This is a genomic window from Phyllobacterium sp. (assembly GCF_037994425.1).
Classification (GTDB): Bacteria; Pseudomonadota; Alphaproteobacteria; order Rhizobiales; family Rhizobiaceae; genus Phyllobacterium.
In genome coordinates this window covers 24,147-41,133 of sequence record NZ_JBBNAM010000340.1, presented here as the reverse complement: position 1 = coordinate 41,133, position 16,987 = coordinate 24,147, and the positions used below count along the sequence as shown (strand labels likewise).

Genomic DNA, 16,987 nt, shown 5'->3' with positions numbered 1-16,987 from the left:
GCGGATATCTTCGAACCGGCAAGCGACGAGACATGGCGCTTCCGACCGACCAGAACGAGAAAGATATTGAACCATGCGGCTCAATCAGCGTCAGATGGAAATCTTCAACGCCATCATGATCAACAAGAGCATGACGGCCGCGGCAGCAGCGTTGGGTACGTCGCAACCAACAATAAGCCGCGAGCTGCGCGACATGGAACACCGGATCGGTTTCGACCTTTTCTTGCGCTTTGGCAAGCGCCTGACACCAACAAACCAGGCGCTGCTTCTGCATGAAGTCGTGCGCAGATCGTTCGTCGGCATGGAAGAAATTAGCCGGGCGGCGTCCGCGATCCGAACGCACAACGCTGCGAACTGCCGCATCGCGACCATCCCCGCCTATGCCGAGGCCATCATTCCCCGAGTTGCGCAGCGGCTGTTGAAGTATCGGCCTGCAATTCATCTTTCCCTTCACTCACTCGAGGAACTGTCGTTGCAGCATGAAATGGTCACGACAGTGTTCGATTTGGGGGTGACTGAGGGGCGATTCGAACATCAGGGGGTCATCTCGCAGCGCATCGAGGTCGGCGAACAGGTATGCGTCTTGCCGATGGGCCATTCGCTTTCGTCCAAAAGGATCCTCGAACCGGCCGATTTTGATAGTGTTCCATTCGTATATTTTTCGCAGGATGACCCGTACAGAAGGAAACTGGATGACATATTCTTCGCGGCGGGTGTGTCGCGCAGCTACGCCATTGAAACGACCACGGCGGCAAGCGTGTGCTCGATGGTTTCAGTCGGATTGGGCGTGTCGATCATCAATCCGCTGACCGCCGCGAACTATCTGGGTAAGGGCATCGTCCTGCGAAGGTTCAGCGTCAGTGTCCCGTATGCGCTTGCAGTCTGGCGCCCGGCCCGAAAAACGGGAACAACACTTGCGGAAAAATTCACAGCCGTCCTGATCGAGGTTGCCAGCGAGATGCGGGCAACATTGCAGTCTGCGATGGACAAGGGTTGAGCGATCGCGGCTCACATCTGAACGATGGGAACCCGCGTTCTCGACGCTCTCGCCGACGTTGCGGGACGATCCACACCGATGTGGGTTATGAAACGTAGATCTTGCGCCAACACGCCTGCTCGTGTCCGGCGTGGTCGGTGACATTTGTGTCAGCGTTGCATGCGGTGCGCCGCCGTTGTAAGTTGTGGACAGACAAAGTGCGCATGCCGAAGGTTGACAACTGTGCAGCCGGAGCCACGGTCCAGCTGCGCACTGCGACCGCTTCAACAAGCAAGTGGGATCATGGAGCTTATCGTCTCCCTTGGCCTAATCGTCCTGAAGGTCGCGTTCCTCATTGCGATCCTGCTGCTGTTGCCTTTGCCGCTAACCTGGCTCGAACGCAAGATCGCCGGGCACATCCAGCAAAGGATGGGGCCCATGCGTGTGGGGTGGCACGGGTTACTGCAGCCGATTGCAGACGGGATCAAGCTCTTGACCAAAGAGGACCACATCCCGGCCGAGGCCGATCGCTTCCTTTTTAAACTGGCACCAATCCTGGCTCTGACCCCGCCCTTTGTAGTATTCGTCGCAATCCCCTTCGGCGAGACCATCCCGGTTTTCGGCACCGATATCCCGCTCTACCTATCGAACATGAATGTGGCACTGCTTTTCGTCTTCGCGGTAATGGGGATCGAGGTCTATGGCGTCATTTTCGGGGGCTGGGCCGCCAACAGCAAATATGCTGTGCTGGGCAGCCTCAGGACCTGCGCGCAAATGATCAGCTACGAGATCCCGATGGGGTTTGCGGTCATCGGTGTCGTGATGTTGGCGCAATCCATGAGCCTGCTTGATATCGTGCGCGCCCAGGAAAACGTCTGGAACATCGTCTACCAGCCGGTCGGTTTCTTTGTGTTCTTCGTCGCCGGACTTGCCGAAGCCCAGCGCATTCCCTTCGATCTTGCCGAAGCGGAAGGCGACCTTGGGGCCGGGTTCCATACCGAATACAGCGGCATTCGCTTTGCGTTGTTCATGGTGAGCGAATATGCCATCGTGTTGCTGGTGTCAGTCCTGGTGGTGATCCTGTTCTTCGGCGGCTGGAACGGCATACTGGTCCCATTGCCGCCGCTCCTGTGGTTTCTGCTCAAGGTCGCTTTTTTCGTCTATTTGTTTATCTGGTTCCGCTTCACTTTCCCACGCTACCGTTACGACCAGCTCATGGCGTTCGGGTGGATAGTCTTGCTTCCTCTGTCTATTGCGAACATAATTATAACCGGTGTCATTTCCTTTTAGGGGCCGCAACGGCTCCGCAGCGAGGCGGCGATGTCGCGCGCATGGGACAGGGTTGGAACATGGATCGGATGGGCTTTCTTCGCCGATCTGGCGAACGCCTTGGCTCTGACCTTCGGTTACATGTTCTCTAGATCCGTGACGATGCAGTATCCGGATAAGGAGAAATGGTTGCCCTACTCGCGTTACCGCGGGCATCATTTCCTCAAGCGCGACAAAGAGGGCGAGATCAAATGCGTGGCCTGCGAACTTTGCGCGCGGATATGTCCTTGCGATTGCATCGAAGTCGTCCCCTACGAGGACGACAAGGGAAACCGCCGCCCCGCGAAATTCGAGATCGACATGGCCCGGTGCCTGTTCTGCGGATTGTGCGAGGACGCTTGTCCAGCTGACGCGATTGCACTTGGCCAGCAGTACGAGTTCTCGAGTTTTTCTTCGTCTGATCTGGTTGTTGGGCGGGACAATCTCCTCGGCAAACCGGCCAAGGCGGCGACAGGTAGTGGCGTCGTTGCCGCACGCCTCAACACCGACGATGGTGTACTGGTCGAGACGATTGCGCCACATGGATATAACTGGTGGCGCAATATCCGACGAACATGATGGCGCGCCGACGCTCGAGCCGAGGCACGCAGAGAGGAGGTGCAGATGCTTATCTGCCATATCTTGAAAAATAAGGCTCCGGGGGTCATCGCCGTTGCTCCGGGTCAGACGATGGTGGAAGTCCTGCGGCTGTTTCGGGAGAATAACATCGGCTTCGTGCTCGTTAGCCGTCGAACGGGAGAATACCTTGGCATGTTATCCGAACGAGACTGCTGCAACGCAATGGCTGAGTACGGCGCCGAGGCAGCCACGATGCGCGTGAGCGATATCATGAACCGCAGTATCGCGACCTGTTCAACCGAAGATGGGCTGCCTCACGTAATGGCAATCATGACCAAGCGACGCACGCGCCATGTCGTCGTCATGGACGGCGACACCGCCATCGGGGTGCTTAGTATTGGCGACGTGGTCAAGCATCGGCTCGAGGAATCGTTGCACAATGAACGGTTTCTGTCCGATTATATTGCCGGAACTGGCTATCACTGAGTGCCGCGACTGCGTTCAGACTTTTTGCAGGTGGGGCCGGGCAGCGTCTCGGCACCTCTTTCTCTCCTCAGCTGCGGCTGACGCTCGTGTCGGTCTTGAGGCCTGACTAAACGCTATGAACCTCCACCGGACATGGGTATTCGTGTCGGCGCATCAAACTGTTGAGCCGCAGGGATCTGTAGTTTTCTGGAACGAAAACAAGGCCCCCCGGAAAGTGCTTGTTGACCTTGAGCTTCGCGACAAGTTTCCCTTGGGCGGAGCGCACGACCACCTGATCGCGATCAGAAAGCCCAAGCTCGTCGGCATCGCGCGCGCTCATCTCGACATAAGGATCATCTGCGACCGTATTCAGGATCTCGGAGCGTTCTGAAAGATATCCATTGTGGAACAGGCAGTTACCTGTGACCAGCATGAGGTGGCTGGTTGCTGTCGGGTTAGGAGGAGGAGCAAAGAACGCGCTGGCTGAAGACCGCGGGCCGCCCTTGGTGAATGATCCGTCAAGACCCGTCTCGTCCTGCGACAGCCCAAGGTAAGCCGGAACGAACCGGGCAATCTCGTCGATGATTTCAACTTGCGTCGACGGGCGCAACTCATGGTGGCGCAGTGTCGCGACAAAGTCGAAGATCGCGAGATTGCTCCGCGCCTCGAAGGGGGCTTCGCGGAACTTGCGGATCTTCTGCGCACGCCCCTCGTTGTTGGTGAAAGTGCCCGTTTCCTCGCCATAGCCGGCTGCAGGCAGGACAATATCGGCCATGCCCGCCGTATCGGTAAGGAAAGAGTCCTGCACGATCACAAGCTCGCATGCGCTAAGCGCCCGCTTGACGAACTCTCGGTCGGGATAGGCCATAACCGGGTCGCTTGCCACGATATAGAAAGCGCCCATATGCCCGCTCTCACACAATTCCAGCATGGCATCGAGACCCGAGCCCGGTCCATACGGGATTTTGGCGTCCCAGGCCTCTTCGAGCCTTGTGCGCGTTGGCGCATCGACGACCGGTTGCAGTCCCGGCAGCGCCGCCGACAGAACCCCCATATCCCACGCGCCCAATTGGTTGGCCCGGTCAAAAAGGAACTGCATGGCCGGGTCCTTACCAAGTCCGCGCAGAAGTTGCATAAGGTTGGTGAGCTGCTGCAGTGTCGCGTATGCTTCGGGTGATCTCAAGACGTCCACGCTAACGAGCACCGTGGCGCGTCTGCTTTCCAGCAATTCGATGGTCAGACGGTCCGCTCCGACATCCTCGGTGGCCCGAGCCGATGTTTCGTTTGTCGCAGCGGTCCTTGCAAAATCGTCCGGCAAGGCCTCGCTGGCGGCTGCGACAAGACTTGTCACGAGAGCGCCAATGCTCGCTGCCTCGCTACCTGGCCGGATCCGAAGAACAGCGCGGGCATCGGCGTCCAGACGCGTTGGACGTGCCGAAAGCATGAGCAACTTTATGTGCCGCCGCCGAGCAGCGTCCCGCAGCAGATATTCCGAAACCGGGTTTTCGTCGGTCACGTTTCCACTGACGACAAGCACGCAGTCGTTGCCGATTATCTCCTCAAGCGGCGCGCGGGTGTAGAAGCCCCTTAAAAGGGGGGCGAGCGCATCGAAAGGTGTGGACCAGCGCGACGAGCAGTCGATGTTGTTGGACTGGAACACGATCCGCATGAGTTTCTGGAACTGATAAAGTATTTCATTGGGCAGCCGCGGCGAGGCCAATCCGCCCATAGCCTTGCTTTCTACAGCCGACAGGCGCTGGTGCAAGTGATTGCCAGCTTCGTCCCAGGAAACCGGGACCAGGGCGCCATTGCGACGGATCAACGGCTGCTTGATGCGGTCCCGGTTCTCGACGAAGTCGAGGCCGAAACGCCCGCGCACGCAAAGCGTTTCCCGGTTGACGCCATGCTCCCACTTTGAGTGGACGCGCATGAACTCACCCTTGCGTGCTCCGACAGTCAGCTGGCAGCCGGTGCCACAATGCGGGCAGACCGTGTCTGTCTCCGCCAGGTCCCAGGGCCGCGCCTTGTAGCGGTACGGGAAACTCATCAGTGCACCAACAGGGCACACCTCCACACAATTGCCACACTGGTCGCAGCTCGCCAGACTCCCCTCGAAACCGGTGATGGCCGTATCCATGCCCTTTTCGACCGTGCCCAATGCCACTGCGCCAACCACCTCCTCGCACATCCGCACGCAGCGTTGGCATTGGATACAGCGGTTGACGTTCATGATAATGACCGGGCTCAGGCGGATATCCCTGGAGTGGAAGACACGCTTGACATCACGGAAGCGGCTTTCGCCGGGGCCGTATGCCATGACCATGTCCTGAAGCTCGCATTCGCCTCCCTTGTCGCAGATCGGGCAGTCGAGTGGATGGTTGGCGAGGAGCATATCGAGCATCGACGAGCGCGTTTCGTCGATCAGGGGTGTGTTTGTCCGCACGACCATGCCGTCGGTGACTAGGGTTGCGCAGGAAGGCTGAAGCCGCCGCAGCCCCTCGATTTCCACCAGGCACATGCGGCAGGAGGCCAGGGCCGGCAGGCGCTTCAGATAGCAGAACGTCGGAATTTCGATGCCCAGGCGTTGAGCCGCCTGTAGCACGGTCGAACCCTTCTCCACCTCGAGGGTTTGCTCGTTAACCGTGACACTTACCATTTCTAGCGTCTCTCGTCTTGCGGGCTGCTCATTGGAAAGGACACCTTCCCTCCTCGATATGGGCGATAAACTCATTTTGGAAATGCGCCAACGATGCCCGTAGCCCCATCGCCGCGCCGTCACCGAGGGCACAAAACGTGTTACCGAAAATGCCCTTGCACAGGGCCTCCAGCTGCTGCAGGTCACCCGGCGTACCCTGCCCTGCCTCGACACGGCGTAATACTTTCACGACCCAGTTCAGCCCTTCGCGACATGGCGTGCACTTGCCGCAGGACTCATGATGGAAGAATTCGATGATCCGGGTAGCGACCTTGACCATACAGGTCGAATCGTCGATCACGATCACGCCCGCCGAGCCAAGCATCGACCCGACGCCAGCCAACGAATCGAAGTCCATACCTACGTCTAACCCAGGCTCTGGGATTACGGGCGCCGAGACGCCGCCGGGGATCACTGCCTTGATCCTGTGGCCAGGTCGCGGCCCACCGGCGTGGTCTTCGACCAATTCGCGCAGCGGTATGCCCATCGGCAGCTCGTAAAGACCTGGCTTCTGTACTTGCCCGCTAAGGCAATACAGTTTCGGGCCGGGGCTCTTGCTCGGGCCGATGCCGCAGAACCAGTCCGGCCCACGCATCACAATGTGTGGCACGCAGGCCAGGGTCTCGACGTTGTTGATCACGGTCGGGCTGGCGTAGAGCCCTTCGACCGCCGGAAATGGCGGTTTGAGGCGCGGCTGCGCCCGCTTGCCCTCGAGCGAGTCGAGCATGGCGGTCTCCTCGCCGCATATATAGGCGCCGGCGCCGCAGTGAATGTGCACTACAAAGCTGAAGTCCGAGCCCAGAATTCGTCGTCCGAGATATCCCTTCGCCTCAGCCTCGACGATTGCTTGCTCCAGCCGCCGGATCGCCAACGTGTATTCCCCGCGGATGTACACATAAGCGGTTTGCGCCCCAATCGCGTAGGAGCTGATCGCCATTCCCTCAATGAGCTGATGCGGGTCCCGCTCCATGATGATGCGGTCCTTGAAGGTACCCGGCTCGCCCTCGTCGGCATTGCAGCAGAGATATTTGGGCTTGTCGGCATTTTTCGGCACGAAGCTCCATTTCATCCCGGTCGGGAACCCGGCGCCGCCGCGACCGCGCAGATTGGACTGCTTGACAAGATCGATGATCTCGTCGGGCGTGTGTGTGTGCAGCGCCTTCGCCAGTGCCTGATACCCACCCCCGGCCTCGTAGGTCGAGAGCAGATGGCTGTCCGGCATTTCGATGTTCTTAAGCAGGACCGGTTCGAACATGGCGCTATTCCGATAGGTTTGCAGCGGCACGATCAGCGCCGGTTGCTTGCAACACCGACGCCCGCAGCTCGTTAAGGAGCGTGTCGATCCGTGCGATATCAAGATCGCCGTAATAGTCGTCGCCAACCTGCATCACCGGGGCCATCTCGCATGCACCGAGGCATTCGACGGTTGAAAGCGTGAACAGTCCGTCCGGGGTCGTGCTACCCTTCTTGATTCCAAGCACCGCCTCCATGTGGTTCAAAAGCTCCTCTGATCGGCGCAACATGCAGGAGACGTTATCGCAAAGTTGCAGGTGGAAGATGCCCACCGGCTCCGTGCGGAAGAGCGTGTAGAAGGTCGCCAGTTCGTAGACCCAGATTCGCTCGATTCCGAGGATATTGGCGACCTCTTCCAGCACCGGGCCGGGCAGATAGCCATATTCCTTCTGCGCGATCAAAAGCGCGGGCATGATCGCCGAGCGATTGTCCGGATACGGCGCCGCAGCCGCTTCGATCTTCTCGCGCATCGTCATAGTGTCCAGATCCCTTTCTACTTGTCCACCTCGGCCATCACCGGGTCGAGACTGCCCAGAACAGCGATCATGTCGGCGAGGTAGTGCGCATTGCCTGCACCGAACAGGCCCTGAAGGTTAACGAATGAGGGTGCCCGCACCTTCATTCGGAACGGTTTCTCCGACCCGTCGCTGATGATGTAAAACCCAAGCTCGCCTTTTGGCGCCTCGATGGCCGAATAGACTTCGCCCCTTGGCACCTTGAAGCCGTAAGCCGACAGGTCGAAGTGCTGGATTAGCGCCTCCATCGAGCAATGCACCTTGTCCTTGTCAACCGGGAAAGCGACATTCGGCATGTCGATCTGGAACGGTCCCTCAGGCATCTGGTCAAGGCATTGTTCAATGATCCGGACGCTTTCGCGCATCTCTTCGACCCGGCACAACCATCGCGCGTAGCAATCGCCCTCGTTACGGGTGATGACCTTGAACTCGACCTCGCCATAAATCTCGTAAGGCTCGTCGCGACGGATATCCCAGTCAACGCCGGAGGCTCGTAGGTTGGGTCCGCTCAGGCCAAGATCGATAGCGTCCTCGGCGGAGATTACGCCGACCCCCTGCGTGCGCTTCAGGAACACCCGATTGTGCTGGATCAGCCGTTCATAGTCACGGATACGGTTGGGGAAGATGTCGCAGAATTCCCTGATCTTGGGGAAAAAGCCGTCGGGCAGGTCCTCGCGCACACCGCCGACCCGACAAAAGGAGGTGTGCATGCGCGCGCCGCTGATCATCTCAAACAGGTCCATGATCATTTCGCGCTCGCGCATGGCATAGAGCAATGCGGTCATTGCGCCAAGATCCATCGGCAACGCCCCCGTGATCAGGAGATGACCTGAGATCCGCGCCAGTTCTGCCATCAGGACGCGGATATATTGCGCGCGGAGCGGCGCCTTGATGCCGAGGAGCTTTTCTACCGCGAGTGCAAAGGCCAAATTGTTCGACGGTGGGCAGAGATAGTCTAACCGATCGGTCAACGGAAAAATCTGGGTGTAGGTGAAGCTTTCGGCGAGCTTTTCTGTGCCGCGGTGGAGATAGCCAATATGCGGGTCGACGCGCGCGACGTATTCGCCCTCAAGCTCAAGGACGAGCCGAAGCACACCATGGGTACTTGGATGCTGCGGGCCAAGGTTGAGAAGCACCTCTTTCGTGCTGGGGGTGTTCGCCGCCGTTCTGCTTAGTTCCGTGACTTCGGTCATCTAAAGTTCCCGGTGTGGTGTGGATGCGCCTTTACTCATGGAATGTTCTTGGTGGCCAGGTCAGGTTCTGTCGGCGGCGGACCTTCGACACCGAACGGGTTCAGCTTGTCCTTGTAGCCCCGAAGCGGAAAATCCTTGCGCTGCGGGAAACCCTCGAACCCTTCCCACATGTAGATTCGGCGCAAGTCGGGGTGGCCTTCGAATTCTATCCCGTACATGTCCCAGGCTTCGCGCTCATGCCAGTTGGCGGTCCGCCAGATCCCTGTCACCGATGGGACCTTCGGTGGATCGCCGAGGCGGCACTTGATGCGAACGCGCCATTTGTTGGCGAGCGAGTAGAGGTGATAGACGGCCTCAAACCGCGGCACCTCGGGATAGTGATCGACCCCGCAGATATCCGACAGGAAATTGAACGAAAGCGCCGGATGTTCCTTCAGGAACCCGCAAAGGTCGACGATCCGTTCGGGCGGCGCAGAGAAGGCGTGCACACCATGCAAAAAGCCAAGATCCTCGATTGCCTCGCCGAAACGCTCTGTGATTGGGGCGCGGTTGAAGGGCGTTTCCATGCTCATGGTACCCCAAGCCGATCCAAGGGGGTCCCCTCTAGCGCGCGGGATTTTTTTATTTTCTCCTGGAGCAGGAGAAAGCCATGCATCAGTGCCTCGGGCCGCGGCGGGCAGCCGGGCACATGCACATCCACCGGCACAAAAGTTTCCGCGCCCTGAACCACCGCATAGGTGTTGTAGACCCCTCCTGAGATGGCGCAGGTGCCCATCGCGATCACCCAGCGCGGTTCCGGCATCTGGTCATAGAGCCGGCGCACCACGGGAGCAAATTTTCGCGTTACGGTGCCGGCGATAATCATCACGTCGGACTGGCGCGGCGATGGCCGGAACACCACGCCGAACCGGTCAAGGTCGTAGCGCGCGCAGCCCGCCGCAATCATCTCGATGGCACAGCAGGCGATGCCGAAGGTTTCGGGCCACAGCGCCGATCTTCGGCTCCAGCTGATAATGCTGTCGGCCGTCGTGAACAGCACGCTGTCGCGGAACCCGTTGCTCACGTTTCCCATTCCAGCGCTCCTTTCCGCCAGGCATAGGCAAAGCCTACAAGGAGCAGCATCATGAAAACGACCATCTCGACATAGCCGACAAGCCCGATGTCTTTGAGAACAACGGCCCAGGGAAAGAGGAACATCGTCTCGACATCGAAGACCACCAAAAGGATCGCAAGGATAAAGAACTGCACCTTGAAGCGGCCCCCGGCTGCTTCGCCTGCCGGGTCCATGCCGCATTCGTATGGCATGTTTTTTGCGGGATAAGGATTGGACGGGCGCAGTAGCGAAGAGACGAAAAGCGTTCCCAACGTCACCAGAACAACTCCGGCAACCATGAAAAGAACCGGCAGGAATTCCGCAGCTGTCATATCGCCCTGCCCCGGTCTCCCGAGGGCTTTGCTCAGGCCGCGCCGGCCCACTCGAGCCGGTCATACGGTCGCCCTTGGAAACGACTGGGCAATCCTTTCTTCTTGTTGAAGTTTACGGCGTTAGGAACATCATTGCAAATCCAATCGATCAGCCGCCAAATGCCGCATATTGGGCAAGCCTCAGAAACAGCGCCGGAAACAGGCCAATGCCAATCGTGGCGGCGGCGGTGAAGGCGAGGGTGGCACGCACCAGCGGCGTCAGGGCAGGATTGAATTGCCTCATGGGCTCGCGCATGTAAATCACCATGACGATGCGGATGTAAAAATAGGCAGCAACGGCACTCAGCAGCACCGCGATCACGCTCAATATGACAAAACCTCGTTCGACGAGCGCGACTAGCACGTAAAATTTGGCGAAGAACCCGGCCGTCGGTGGAATGCCAGCCAACGAAAACAAATAGATGAGCATCAACAGCGCCAGCATGGGATGCGACTTGGAAAAGCCCGCGTAGTCTTCGATAAGCTCGCCGGAGAAATCGCCGTTGCGCATCATGATGACGGCGCCGAAAATGCCGAGATTCATGAAAGTGTAGACGAGCAGGTACAACATCACACTGGCAATCCCGTCGACGCCGCCGGCCACGACGCCCAAAATGGCAAACCCGGCATGGGCGATGCTGGAATAAGCCAGGAGGCGCTTGAAATTTTCCTGCACCAGCGCGACGAAACTGCCGAGCGCCATCGTCGCCACCGCAATGACAGCGATGATGATCCAGACATTTGAATTGGCAACAAGCGGATTGAGAAACACCCTCAGGATGACCGCAAACGCGGCAGCCTTGGGGCCTACCGACATGAACGCGGTGATCGTCGTTGGCGCGCCTTCATAGACGTCGGGCACCCACATGTGGAATGGTACCGCGCCGACCTTGAAGACCAGTCCCGCGACAACGAAGACAACCCCCAGCAGCAATCCAGGATCAAGCGGATCGCCGGTCACGGCCGTCGCCATGGCGCCGAGTTGCGTCGTGCCGGTGATCCCGTAGACCAGCGAAACGCCGTAGAGGAAGATACCGGTCGAGACGGAACCGAGGATCACATATTTCAGCGCTGCCTCGTTCGACCGCGGCTCCTGCCGCAGGAATCCGGTCAGCACATAGGTGCAAAGCGCCATCAGTTCGAGGCCCACATAAATCGACAAAAGATCCGTCGCCGAGGCCATTATCATCATTCCCGAAAGCGCAAAGAGCAGCAGCACATAGTATTCGCTGCTGCCGATCCCCTCGACATCGGCATATTTGCGCGATAGCAGGAACGTCAGGACCGTGGCGAAGTAAAACACGACCTTGAAGAAAACCGAGAAGTGGTCGGCAATGAACATGCCCGTGTAGGCGGGCCGCACCTCGCTTGCCAGCATCAGCGTTCCAAACGCGGCAATAAGCACGACGTTAATGGAACCCCACACAACGAAATGTTCCTGATCCTTGCGCCCGAATTGTCCGAAAATCAGCAGGATGCAGGCTCCGGTGACCACAACGATCTCGGGCAGGCTTGCCAGAATCGACTGGAAAAGCGCGGCGTCGGTCATTGGCCGCCCCCCTTGCCATGTACCTGCGCCAGCAAATGCGTCACCGATGCGTCGATGATGTTGAGAAAGGGTTTCGGATAAAGGCCCACCCAAAGCACAAGGACAGCCAGTGGCAAGATCGCGGCCATTTCTCGGCCATTGACGTCGCGCACTTTCAACCGGCCCGCGATACTTGCCTGGCCAAGTGCAACTTTTCCGTACATGCCAAGCAGGTAGGCTGCACCAAGCAACGCACCCAAAACGGCGACCGCGCCGACGGCGAGGTTGGCCGCAAAGGCACCCGAAAGCACCAGCAACTCGCCCACGAAGGAATTCGTGCCCGGCAAGGCCATCGAGGCCAGGGTAAAGAGCGCGAGAAACGAGGTATAGACCGGCGCCACCTTCATCAACCCGCCATAATCGGAGATGCTACGCGTATGTGTCCGCTCATAGATCAGACCAACAAACAGGAACAATGCGCCCGTCGTCACGCCATGATTGAACATTTGCAGGATACTGCCCTCGAGACCGTGGAGGTTCAGTGCGAAGATCCCGAGAGTCACGAAGCCCATGTGGCTGATGCTGGAATAGGCCACTAGCTTTTTCAGATCGTCCTGCGCCAATGCAAGTAACCCGCCATAGACGATGGCAATGGCCGAAAGTGCCAGCATCAAGGTTGAATAATACACCGACGCCGCCGGCAGTATCGCCAGCGAGAACCGCAAAAATCCGTAGGCGCCCATCTTCAGGAGCACTCCGGCGAGGATGATGCTGCCGGCTGTCGGTGCCTGCACATGAGCGTCCGGCAGCCAGGTATGGACCGGGACCATCGGCACTTTGACCGCGAAGGCAATCAGGAAAGCGAAAAACAGCCAGGATTGGATCCCGAACGGCAAATCGTGCGCAGTCAGGGCAAGGATATCGAAGGTCTTGCCACCCTGGAGATAAAGAACGATGACACCGATCAGAAAAATGAGGCTGCCTGCGAGCGTATAGAGGAAGAACTTGAAAGCCGCATACACCCGGCCCTCGCCACCCCAGACGCCAATCATAAGGTACATCGGGATTAGCATGGCCTCCCAGAAGACGTAGAACAGGAACAGATCGAGCGCGCAAAATACCCCCAGCATCAGCGTCTGCATGATTAGCAGGCTAATCATGAACGCCTTTACTTTGCGCTCGATCGCGACCCATGATGCAAGGACGCAGATCGAGCCCAACAGCGCAGTCAGGACTACGAAGAGCGTGCTGATCCCATCGATGCCAAGTGCATAGGTAATGCCAAGCGCCGGCACCCACGGGCGCATCTCGGTGAACTGCATCGTGTATGTGGTGGTGTCAAAGCGGGCCAGCATGGCGATGCAGAGCCCGAGATCGATGATGGTGATAGCCAACGCAGTCCACCGCACCGCATTGTCGCTGCGAAGAAAAAGGAGCAACGCTGCCCCGGCCGCGGGCGTGAATACGATGAGGCTAAGTAGCGGGAACCCCATCTCGCGCCCCTACTGCCACGCCACGACAAACACGATGGTGGCTGTTACCACGCCAAAGAGCATCGCAAGCGCATAATGGGTGACAGTGCCGGTCTGGAGCCGCCGCAGCGCTTCGCCGCCGCGCAGGATCGAGCGGGCAATACCGTTTACGACGGCGTCCACACCCGAAAGATCAATCCGCAGTCCTGCGCGCGCCGCCACATGAAGGAACGGCCAAGCTGCGGTCTCGGACACATCACTGACTGCCTTCTCATAACACGCCACGGGCTTTTCCGCGAACCACATGAAGGCACGCGCACCCTTGCGGTAGAACCAGTCAGTGTCGATACTGATCGTGTTCTCCGGGTCGAGCGCCTTGAGGAAGAGCACAAACCCAAGGGCCGTGAACATCAGCAAGCCAAGGCTCTCGGTGACATGGGCGCCGGTGTAGGGTTCGAAATCGACCGGATAGGGCAACAATGCATAAATTGGCGCGGGGAACACGCCGATCGCAATGCAGAGCACCGCCGCCAGTCCCATGGCAACCAACATGTTGCGCGGTGGCTCTCGCGCCGCCAGCTTCTGGTCCTTGCCGAAGAACATATAATAGGGGAGTTTCAGTCCCGTGTGCAGGAACGTCCCTGACGACGCCATCGTCAGAGCCAGCACGACTAACGCGCGATGATCCTGTTCGGCGGCGGCAATCACCATCGACTTGGTTACGAAACCCGAGAAGAACGGAAATGCCGAGATCGCAAATGCGCCAACCATGTAAAGCGCAAGGGTCAGCGGCATGGTCCTGTAAAGTCCGCCGAGTTCAGTTAGCTTGCGGCGTCCGGTGACGTAGATCACTGCCCCCGCACCCATAAACAGCAGCGCCTTGTAGAGAATGTGCGCGAAAGCATGGCTGGTGGCTCCATTGATTGCCATCTCGGTGCCGATGCCGACGCCCGCCACCATGTATCCCACCTGGCTGACGATGTGATAGGCTAGGAGCCGCCGACAATCGTTCTCGAGCACCGCGTAGACAACGCCGTAGAGCGCCATCGCGGTACCGAGCCAGACCAGAAGCTCGGTCCCCGGATACGCACGAGCCAGTACGTAGACGGCGGTCTTGGTTGTAAAGGCGCTCATGAATACCGCCCCGGTGACAGTCGCCTCCGGATAAGCGTCGGTCAGCCAGGCGTTGAGCGGCGGCACGGCGGCGTTGAGCAGGAAACCGGCAAGGATCAGATAGGCGCCGGTGTCCATCGCGCCTCCGATCGGGCCGAAGAGCAGCGACCCGGTGGCGACCCTGTGGAGAATGATGCCACTGAGCAGAACGACCCCACCGGTTATATGGACCAGGAGATATCGAAATCCGGCGCGGACCGCCTGTTCGCTGCGCTGCGCGAAAACCAGAAAGGCAGAGGCAAATGCCATGCCTTCCCAGAACAGGTAGAGGGTCAGGTAGTCGCCTGCGAATACCACCCCAAGCGCACTACCGACATAGATAAATGCAGCTACATGCTGCCCGGCACGCGTCAGGTGCAACGCATAGGTCATTCCAATCAGCGCCATGATCGTGAAGACGGTTGCGAAGACGATACTAAGCTTGTCCACCTTCGCGATCAGGATTTCCTGTCCGAAGATTTGCATTGCGCCGTAGCTGCCAGGCTGCATCGTGAGCACGGTGAGGATGGCAAGTGCCGGGATCAGAAGCAGATAGGCCTTACGGATGCCCCCTTTGAGAAGAACAATGGGCAAGGCACCGGCAATAAAGAGCAAGGCGGGATGGATGAAGTCAGTCATAATAGTCCTCGCGCCGCATGAGCCCACCCTGATGGCCGAGGAACTTGGATACGAAAATCAAAAGTACGCAGGACACGAAGCCATAGACGGCCGACCAGCCAGGCAGTCGGTGCCATGGGTATTCGGCGTGTTCGCGGGGAACAAAAAAATCGGCGGCGACGACCAGAAAGAGCAGTAGATAGAACAGCCTGCGGCGTTGAATTGTGTATTCTTCATCACCGAAAAAATTGACGACACGTTTGATCATTTGACAACTCCTTGCGCCAGGGCGAGGAAATAGTCGGGGAAGATACCGACCAGTACCGACAGGACGGCGGTCGCGACAAGCGGGATCGTCATCATCGGGATTTCACGAACGGGCGCCGGGTCTTTCTGCGCCTCGGTTCCGAAAAAAGCGATATAGGTCACTGGCAGGAAATAGGCGGCGTTCAGGACCGAGCTCACCAGGAGCACGACTAGGAACGTGGTCTCCCCTGCCTGCGCCGAGCCCAGCGCCAGATACCACTTGCTAACGAAGCCAGCAGTGGGCGGAACCCCGATCATGCTGAGCGAGCCGACGAAGAAGGCCCCCATCGTCCAGGGCAGTCTGCGCCCGATACCAGCCATATCGCTGATGTTACGCTTGCCGGATGCACAATAGATGGAGCCGGCACAGAAAAAGAGGGTTATCTTGGAAAATGCATGTGCTGCAATGTGGATAATTCCGCCGACCATCGCGACGGGAGACAACAGGACGGCACCGAGCACGATGTAGGAGAGTTGGCTCACCGTCGAATAGGCTAGCCTTGCCTTCAAATCATCCCGTGTCAGGGCGTAGACGGATGCCATCAGGATCGTAAAGGAGACCAGATAGGCCGTGGCGAGGCCGAGACCCGTTCGGTCCACCAGGCCTGCGCCAAATATATGAAACACCACCCGAAGCACACAGAACACGCCCATCTTGACCACCGCAACCGCATGCAAGAGCGCGCTGACGGGCGTCGGCGCCACCATCGCGGCAGGCAGCCAGGCGTGCATCGGCATCACTGCAGCCTTGGCGAAGCCGAAGAGATAACAGAAATAGACGACCGTCAGCAGCGGCACCGAAGCATTGACGTCTGCCAAAAGCCCCCCGGCTACAAAGTCAAGCGACCCGGCGATTTGGTAGGTCAGCGCCAGCGCCGCGAGCAGCACACTTTTGGACGCCCCCATCAAATAGAAGAGGTATTTGCGGCTGCCCGCCCAGCTTTCTTCGTCTTCGTGGTGGTAGACGAGTGGATAGGTCACGAGGCTGAGCACCTCGTAGAAGATCACCAGCGTAAACAGATTGGCAGCGAAGGCGCCCCCCACGGCCGCCGCAAGACTGGTGGCGAAACAGGCGAAGAACCTCGTCTGCGCATGCTCGTTCAAGTGTCGCATGTAGCCGATGGAATAGATCGCCGCCATGATCCATAGCAGCGACGAGACGCTGGCAAACACCATACCGAGCGCATCGACCCGAAAAGCGAAGGCGATCCCTGGCAGTATCTCGAACAGGTGCAGATCGACCGTCCCACCTGCCAGCACAGTAGGCGCCATCGAGGCGACAATTGCGAACATGGCGATCGCGGCCAGGGGCGAGATGGCGTCGCGGAGTTTTTCGTGGTTGCGAAGAAAAAGGACTGCAGCGGCCGCCAGACCCGCGACGGCGACGGCAAGCAGCGGCCGGATCGATATCACGGGGTCCAAG

General features: G+C 58.7%; 15 protein-coding genes and 1 pseudogene. 4 read left to right on the top strand and 12 right to left on the bottom strand.

Going from position 1 to position 16,987, the window contains the following annotated elements:
* Positions 1-73 precede the first annotated feature (73 nt).
* The 4 genes and pseudogenes from AAAB35_RS22340 (at position 74) to AAAB35_RS22325 (ending at position 3,349) form a co-directional block, all read left to right on the top strand.
* Positions 74-997, top strand: a complete 924-nt coding sequence (locus AAAB35_RS22340; RefSeq protein WP_340670469.1) for a LysR family transcriptional regulator — start codon at positions 74-76, stop codon at positions 995-997.
* Between the two features lie 282 nt (positions 998-1,279).
* Positions 1,280-2,257 (top strand): annotated as a pseudogene (gene nuoH, locus AAAB35_RS22335) (NADH-quinone oxidoreductase subunit NuoH); the annotation flags it as partial.
* 39 nt (positions 2,258-2,296) lie between these two features.
* On the top strand, positions 2,297-2,863 hold the full coding sequence (locus AAAB35_RS22330; protein ID WP_340670468.1) for an NADH-quinone oxidoreductase subunit I: 567 nt from the start codon (positions 2,297-2,299) through the stop codon (positions 2,861-2,863).
* Positions 2,864-2,908: 45 nt separating this feature from the next.
* Positions 2,909-3,349, top strand: a complete 441-nt coding sequence (locus AAAB35_RS22325; RefSeq protein ID WP_340670467.1) for a CBS domain-containing protein — start codon at positions 2,909-2,911, stop codon at positions 3,347-3,349.
* Positions 3,350-3,455: 106 nt separating this feature from the next.
* Here AAAB35_RS22325 and nuoG read toward each other — a convergent pair whose 3' ends face one another.
* The 12 genes from nuoG to AAAB35_RS22265 form a co-directional block, all read right to left on the bottom strand.
* Positions 3,456-5,984, bottom strand: a complete 2,529-nt coding sequence (gene nuoG / locus AAAB35_RS22320; RefSeq protein WP_340670466.1) for an NADH-quinone oxidoreductase subunit NuoG — start codon at positions 5,982-5,984, stop codon at positions 3,456-3,458.
* Positions 5,985-6,012: 28 nt separating this feature from the next.
* Complete coding sequence (gene nuoF, locus AAAB35_RS22315) at positions 6,013-7,278, bottom strand: NADH-quinone oxidoreductase subunit NuoF (protein WP_340670465.1); 1,266 nt, start codon at positions 7,276-7,278, stop codon at positions 6,013-6,015.
* Positions 7,279-7,282: 4 nt separating this feature from the next.
* The gene (gene nuoE / locus AAAB35_RS22310) at positions 7,283-7,792 is read right to left on the bottom strand and encodes an NADH-quinone oxidoreductase subunit NuoE (protein WP_340670464.1); all 510 of its coding nucleotides are present in this window, start codon (positions 7,790-7,792) and stop codon (positions 7,283-7,285) included.
* A gap of 17 nt (positions 7,793-7,809) precedes the next feature.
* Positions 7,810-9,024 (bottom strand): NADH dehydrogenase (quinone) subunit D, encoded by a 1,215-nt coding sequence (gene nuoD / locus AAAB35_RS22305; RefSeq protein WP_340670463.1) that lies wholly within the window; start codon positions 9,022-9,024, stop codon positions 7,810-7,812.
* Between the two features lie 35 nt (positions 9,025-9,059).
* Positions 9,060-9,596, bottom strand: a complete 537-nt coding sequence (locus AAAB35_RS22300; protein WP_340670462.1) for an NADH-quinone oxidoreductase subunit C — start codon at positions 9,594-9,596, stop codon at positions 9,060-9,062.
* Complete coding sequence (gene nuoB / locus AAAB35_RS22295; protein ID WP_340670461.1) at positions 9,593-10,096, bottom strand: NADH-quinone oxidoreductase subunit NuoB; 504 nt, start codon at positions 10,094-10,096, stop codon at positions 9,593-9,595. Before nuoB ends, AAAB35_RS22300 begins: the two co-directional genes overlap by 4 nt.
* Positions 10,084-10,449, bottom strand: a complete 366-nt coding sequence (locus AAAB35_RS22290) for an NADH-quinone oxidoreductase subunit A (RefSeq protein WP_340670460.1) — start codon at positions 10,447-10,449, stop codon at positions 10,084-10,086. The genes nuoB and AAAB35_RS22290 overlap by 13 nt, the downstream gene beginning before the upstream one ends.
* Positions 10,450-10,597: 148 nt before the next feature.
* The gene (locus tag AAAB35_RS22285) at positions 10,598-12,037 is read right to left on the bottom strand and encodes an NADH-quinone oxidoreductase subunit N (protein ID WP_340670459.1); all 1,440 of its coding nucleotides are present in this window, start codon (positions 12,035-12,037) and stop codon (positions 10,598-10,600) included.
* Positions 12,034-13,509, bottom strand: coding sequence for an NADH-quinone oxidoreductase subunit M (locus AAAB35_RS22280; protein ID WP_340670458.1), 1,476 nt, complete (start codon positions 13,507-13,509; stop codon positions 12,034-12,036). Before AAAB35_RS22280 ends, AAAB35_RS22285 begins: the two co-directional genes overlap by 4 nt.
* Positions 13,510-13,518: 9 nt before the next feature.
* Positions 13,519-15,279: a Na(+)/H(+) antiporter subunit D gene (locus AAAB35_RS22275; RefSeq protein ID WP_340670456.1), complete on the bottom strand. Its 1,761-nt coding sequence runs from the start codon at positions 15,277-15,279 to the stop codon at positions 13,519-13,521.
* A complete protein-coding gene (locus tag AAAB35_RS22270) occupies positions 15,272-15,526 on the bottom strand; it encodes a hypothetical protein (RefSeq protein WP_340670455.1) in 255 nt (84 codons plus the stop codon). The genes AAAB35_RS22275 and AAAB35_RS22270 overlap by 8 nt, the downstream gene beginning before the upstream one ends.
* A complete protein-coding gene (locus AAAB35_RS22265) occupies positions 15,523-16,986 on the bottom strand; it encodes a monovalent cation/H+ antiporter subunit D family protein (RefSeq protein WP_340670454.1) in 1,464 nt (487 codons plus the stop codon). The genes AAAB35_RS22270 and AAAB35_RS22265 overlap by 4 nt, the downstream gene beginning before the upstream one ends.
* Position 16,987 lies beyond the last annotated feature (1 nt).

Excerpts from the sequence above, each read along its gene's own strand:
- AAAB35_RS22300 (WP_340670462.1), bottom strand. The coding sequence starts at position 9,596 with ATGAGCATGGAAACGCCCTTCAACCGCGCCCCAATCACAGAGCGTTTC.
- AAAB35_RS22275 (WP_340670456.1), bottom strand. The coding sequence starts at position 15,279 with ATGACTGACTTCATCCATCCCGCCTTGCTCTTTATTGCCGGTGCCTTG.
- nuoG (WP_340670466.1), bottom strand. The coding sequence starts at position 5,984 with ATGGTAAGTGTCACGGTTAACGAGCAAACCCTCGAGGTGGAGAAGGGT.
- nuoE (WP_340670464.1), bottom strand. The coding sequence starts at position 7,792 with ATGACGATGCGCGAGAAGATCGAAGCGGCTGCGGCGCCGTATCCGGAC.
- AAAB35_RS22290 (WP_340670460.1), bottom strand. The coding sequence starts at position 10,449 with ATGACAGCTGCGGAATTCCTGCCGGTTCTTTTCATGGTTGCCGGAGTT.
- AAAB35_RS22340 (WP_340670469.1), top strand. The coding sequence starts at position 74 with ATGCGGCTCAATCAGCGTCAGATGGAAATCTTCAACGCCATCATGATC.
- AAAB35_RS22280 (WP_340670458.1), bottom strand. The coding sequence starts at position 13,509 with ATGGGGTTCCCGCTACTTAGCCTCATCGTATTCACGCCCGCGGCCGGG.
- nuoD (WP_340670463.1), bottom strand. The coding sequence starts at position 9,024 with ATGACCGAAGTCACGGAACTAAGCAGAACGGCGGCGAACACCCCCAGC.
- nuoF (WP_340670465.1), bottom strand. The coding sequence starts at position 7,278 with ATGTTCGAACCGGTCCTGCTTAAGAACATCGAAATGCCGGACAGCCAT.
- AAAB35_RS22330 (WP_340670468.1), top strand. The coding sequence starts at position 2,297 with ATGTCGCGCGCATGGGACAGGGTTGGAACATGGATCGGATGGGCTTTC.
- AAAB35_RS22270 (WP_340670455.1), bottom strand. The coding sequence starts at position 15,526 with ATGATCAAACGTGTCGTCAATTTTTTCGGTGATGAAGAATACACAATT.
- AAAB35_RS22325 (WP_340670467.1), top strand. The coding sequence starts at position 2,909 with ATGCTTATCTGCCATATCTTGAAAAATAAGGCTCCGGGGGTCATCGCC.
- nuoB (WP_340670461.1), bottom strand. The coding sequence starts at position 10,096 with ATGGGAAACGTGAGCAACGGGTTCCGCGACAGCGTGCTGTTCACGACG.
- AAAB35_RS22285 (WP_340670459.1), bottom strand. The coding sequence starts at position 12,037 with ATGACCGACGCCGCGCTTTTCCAGTCGATTCTGGCAAGCCTGCCCGAG.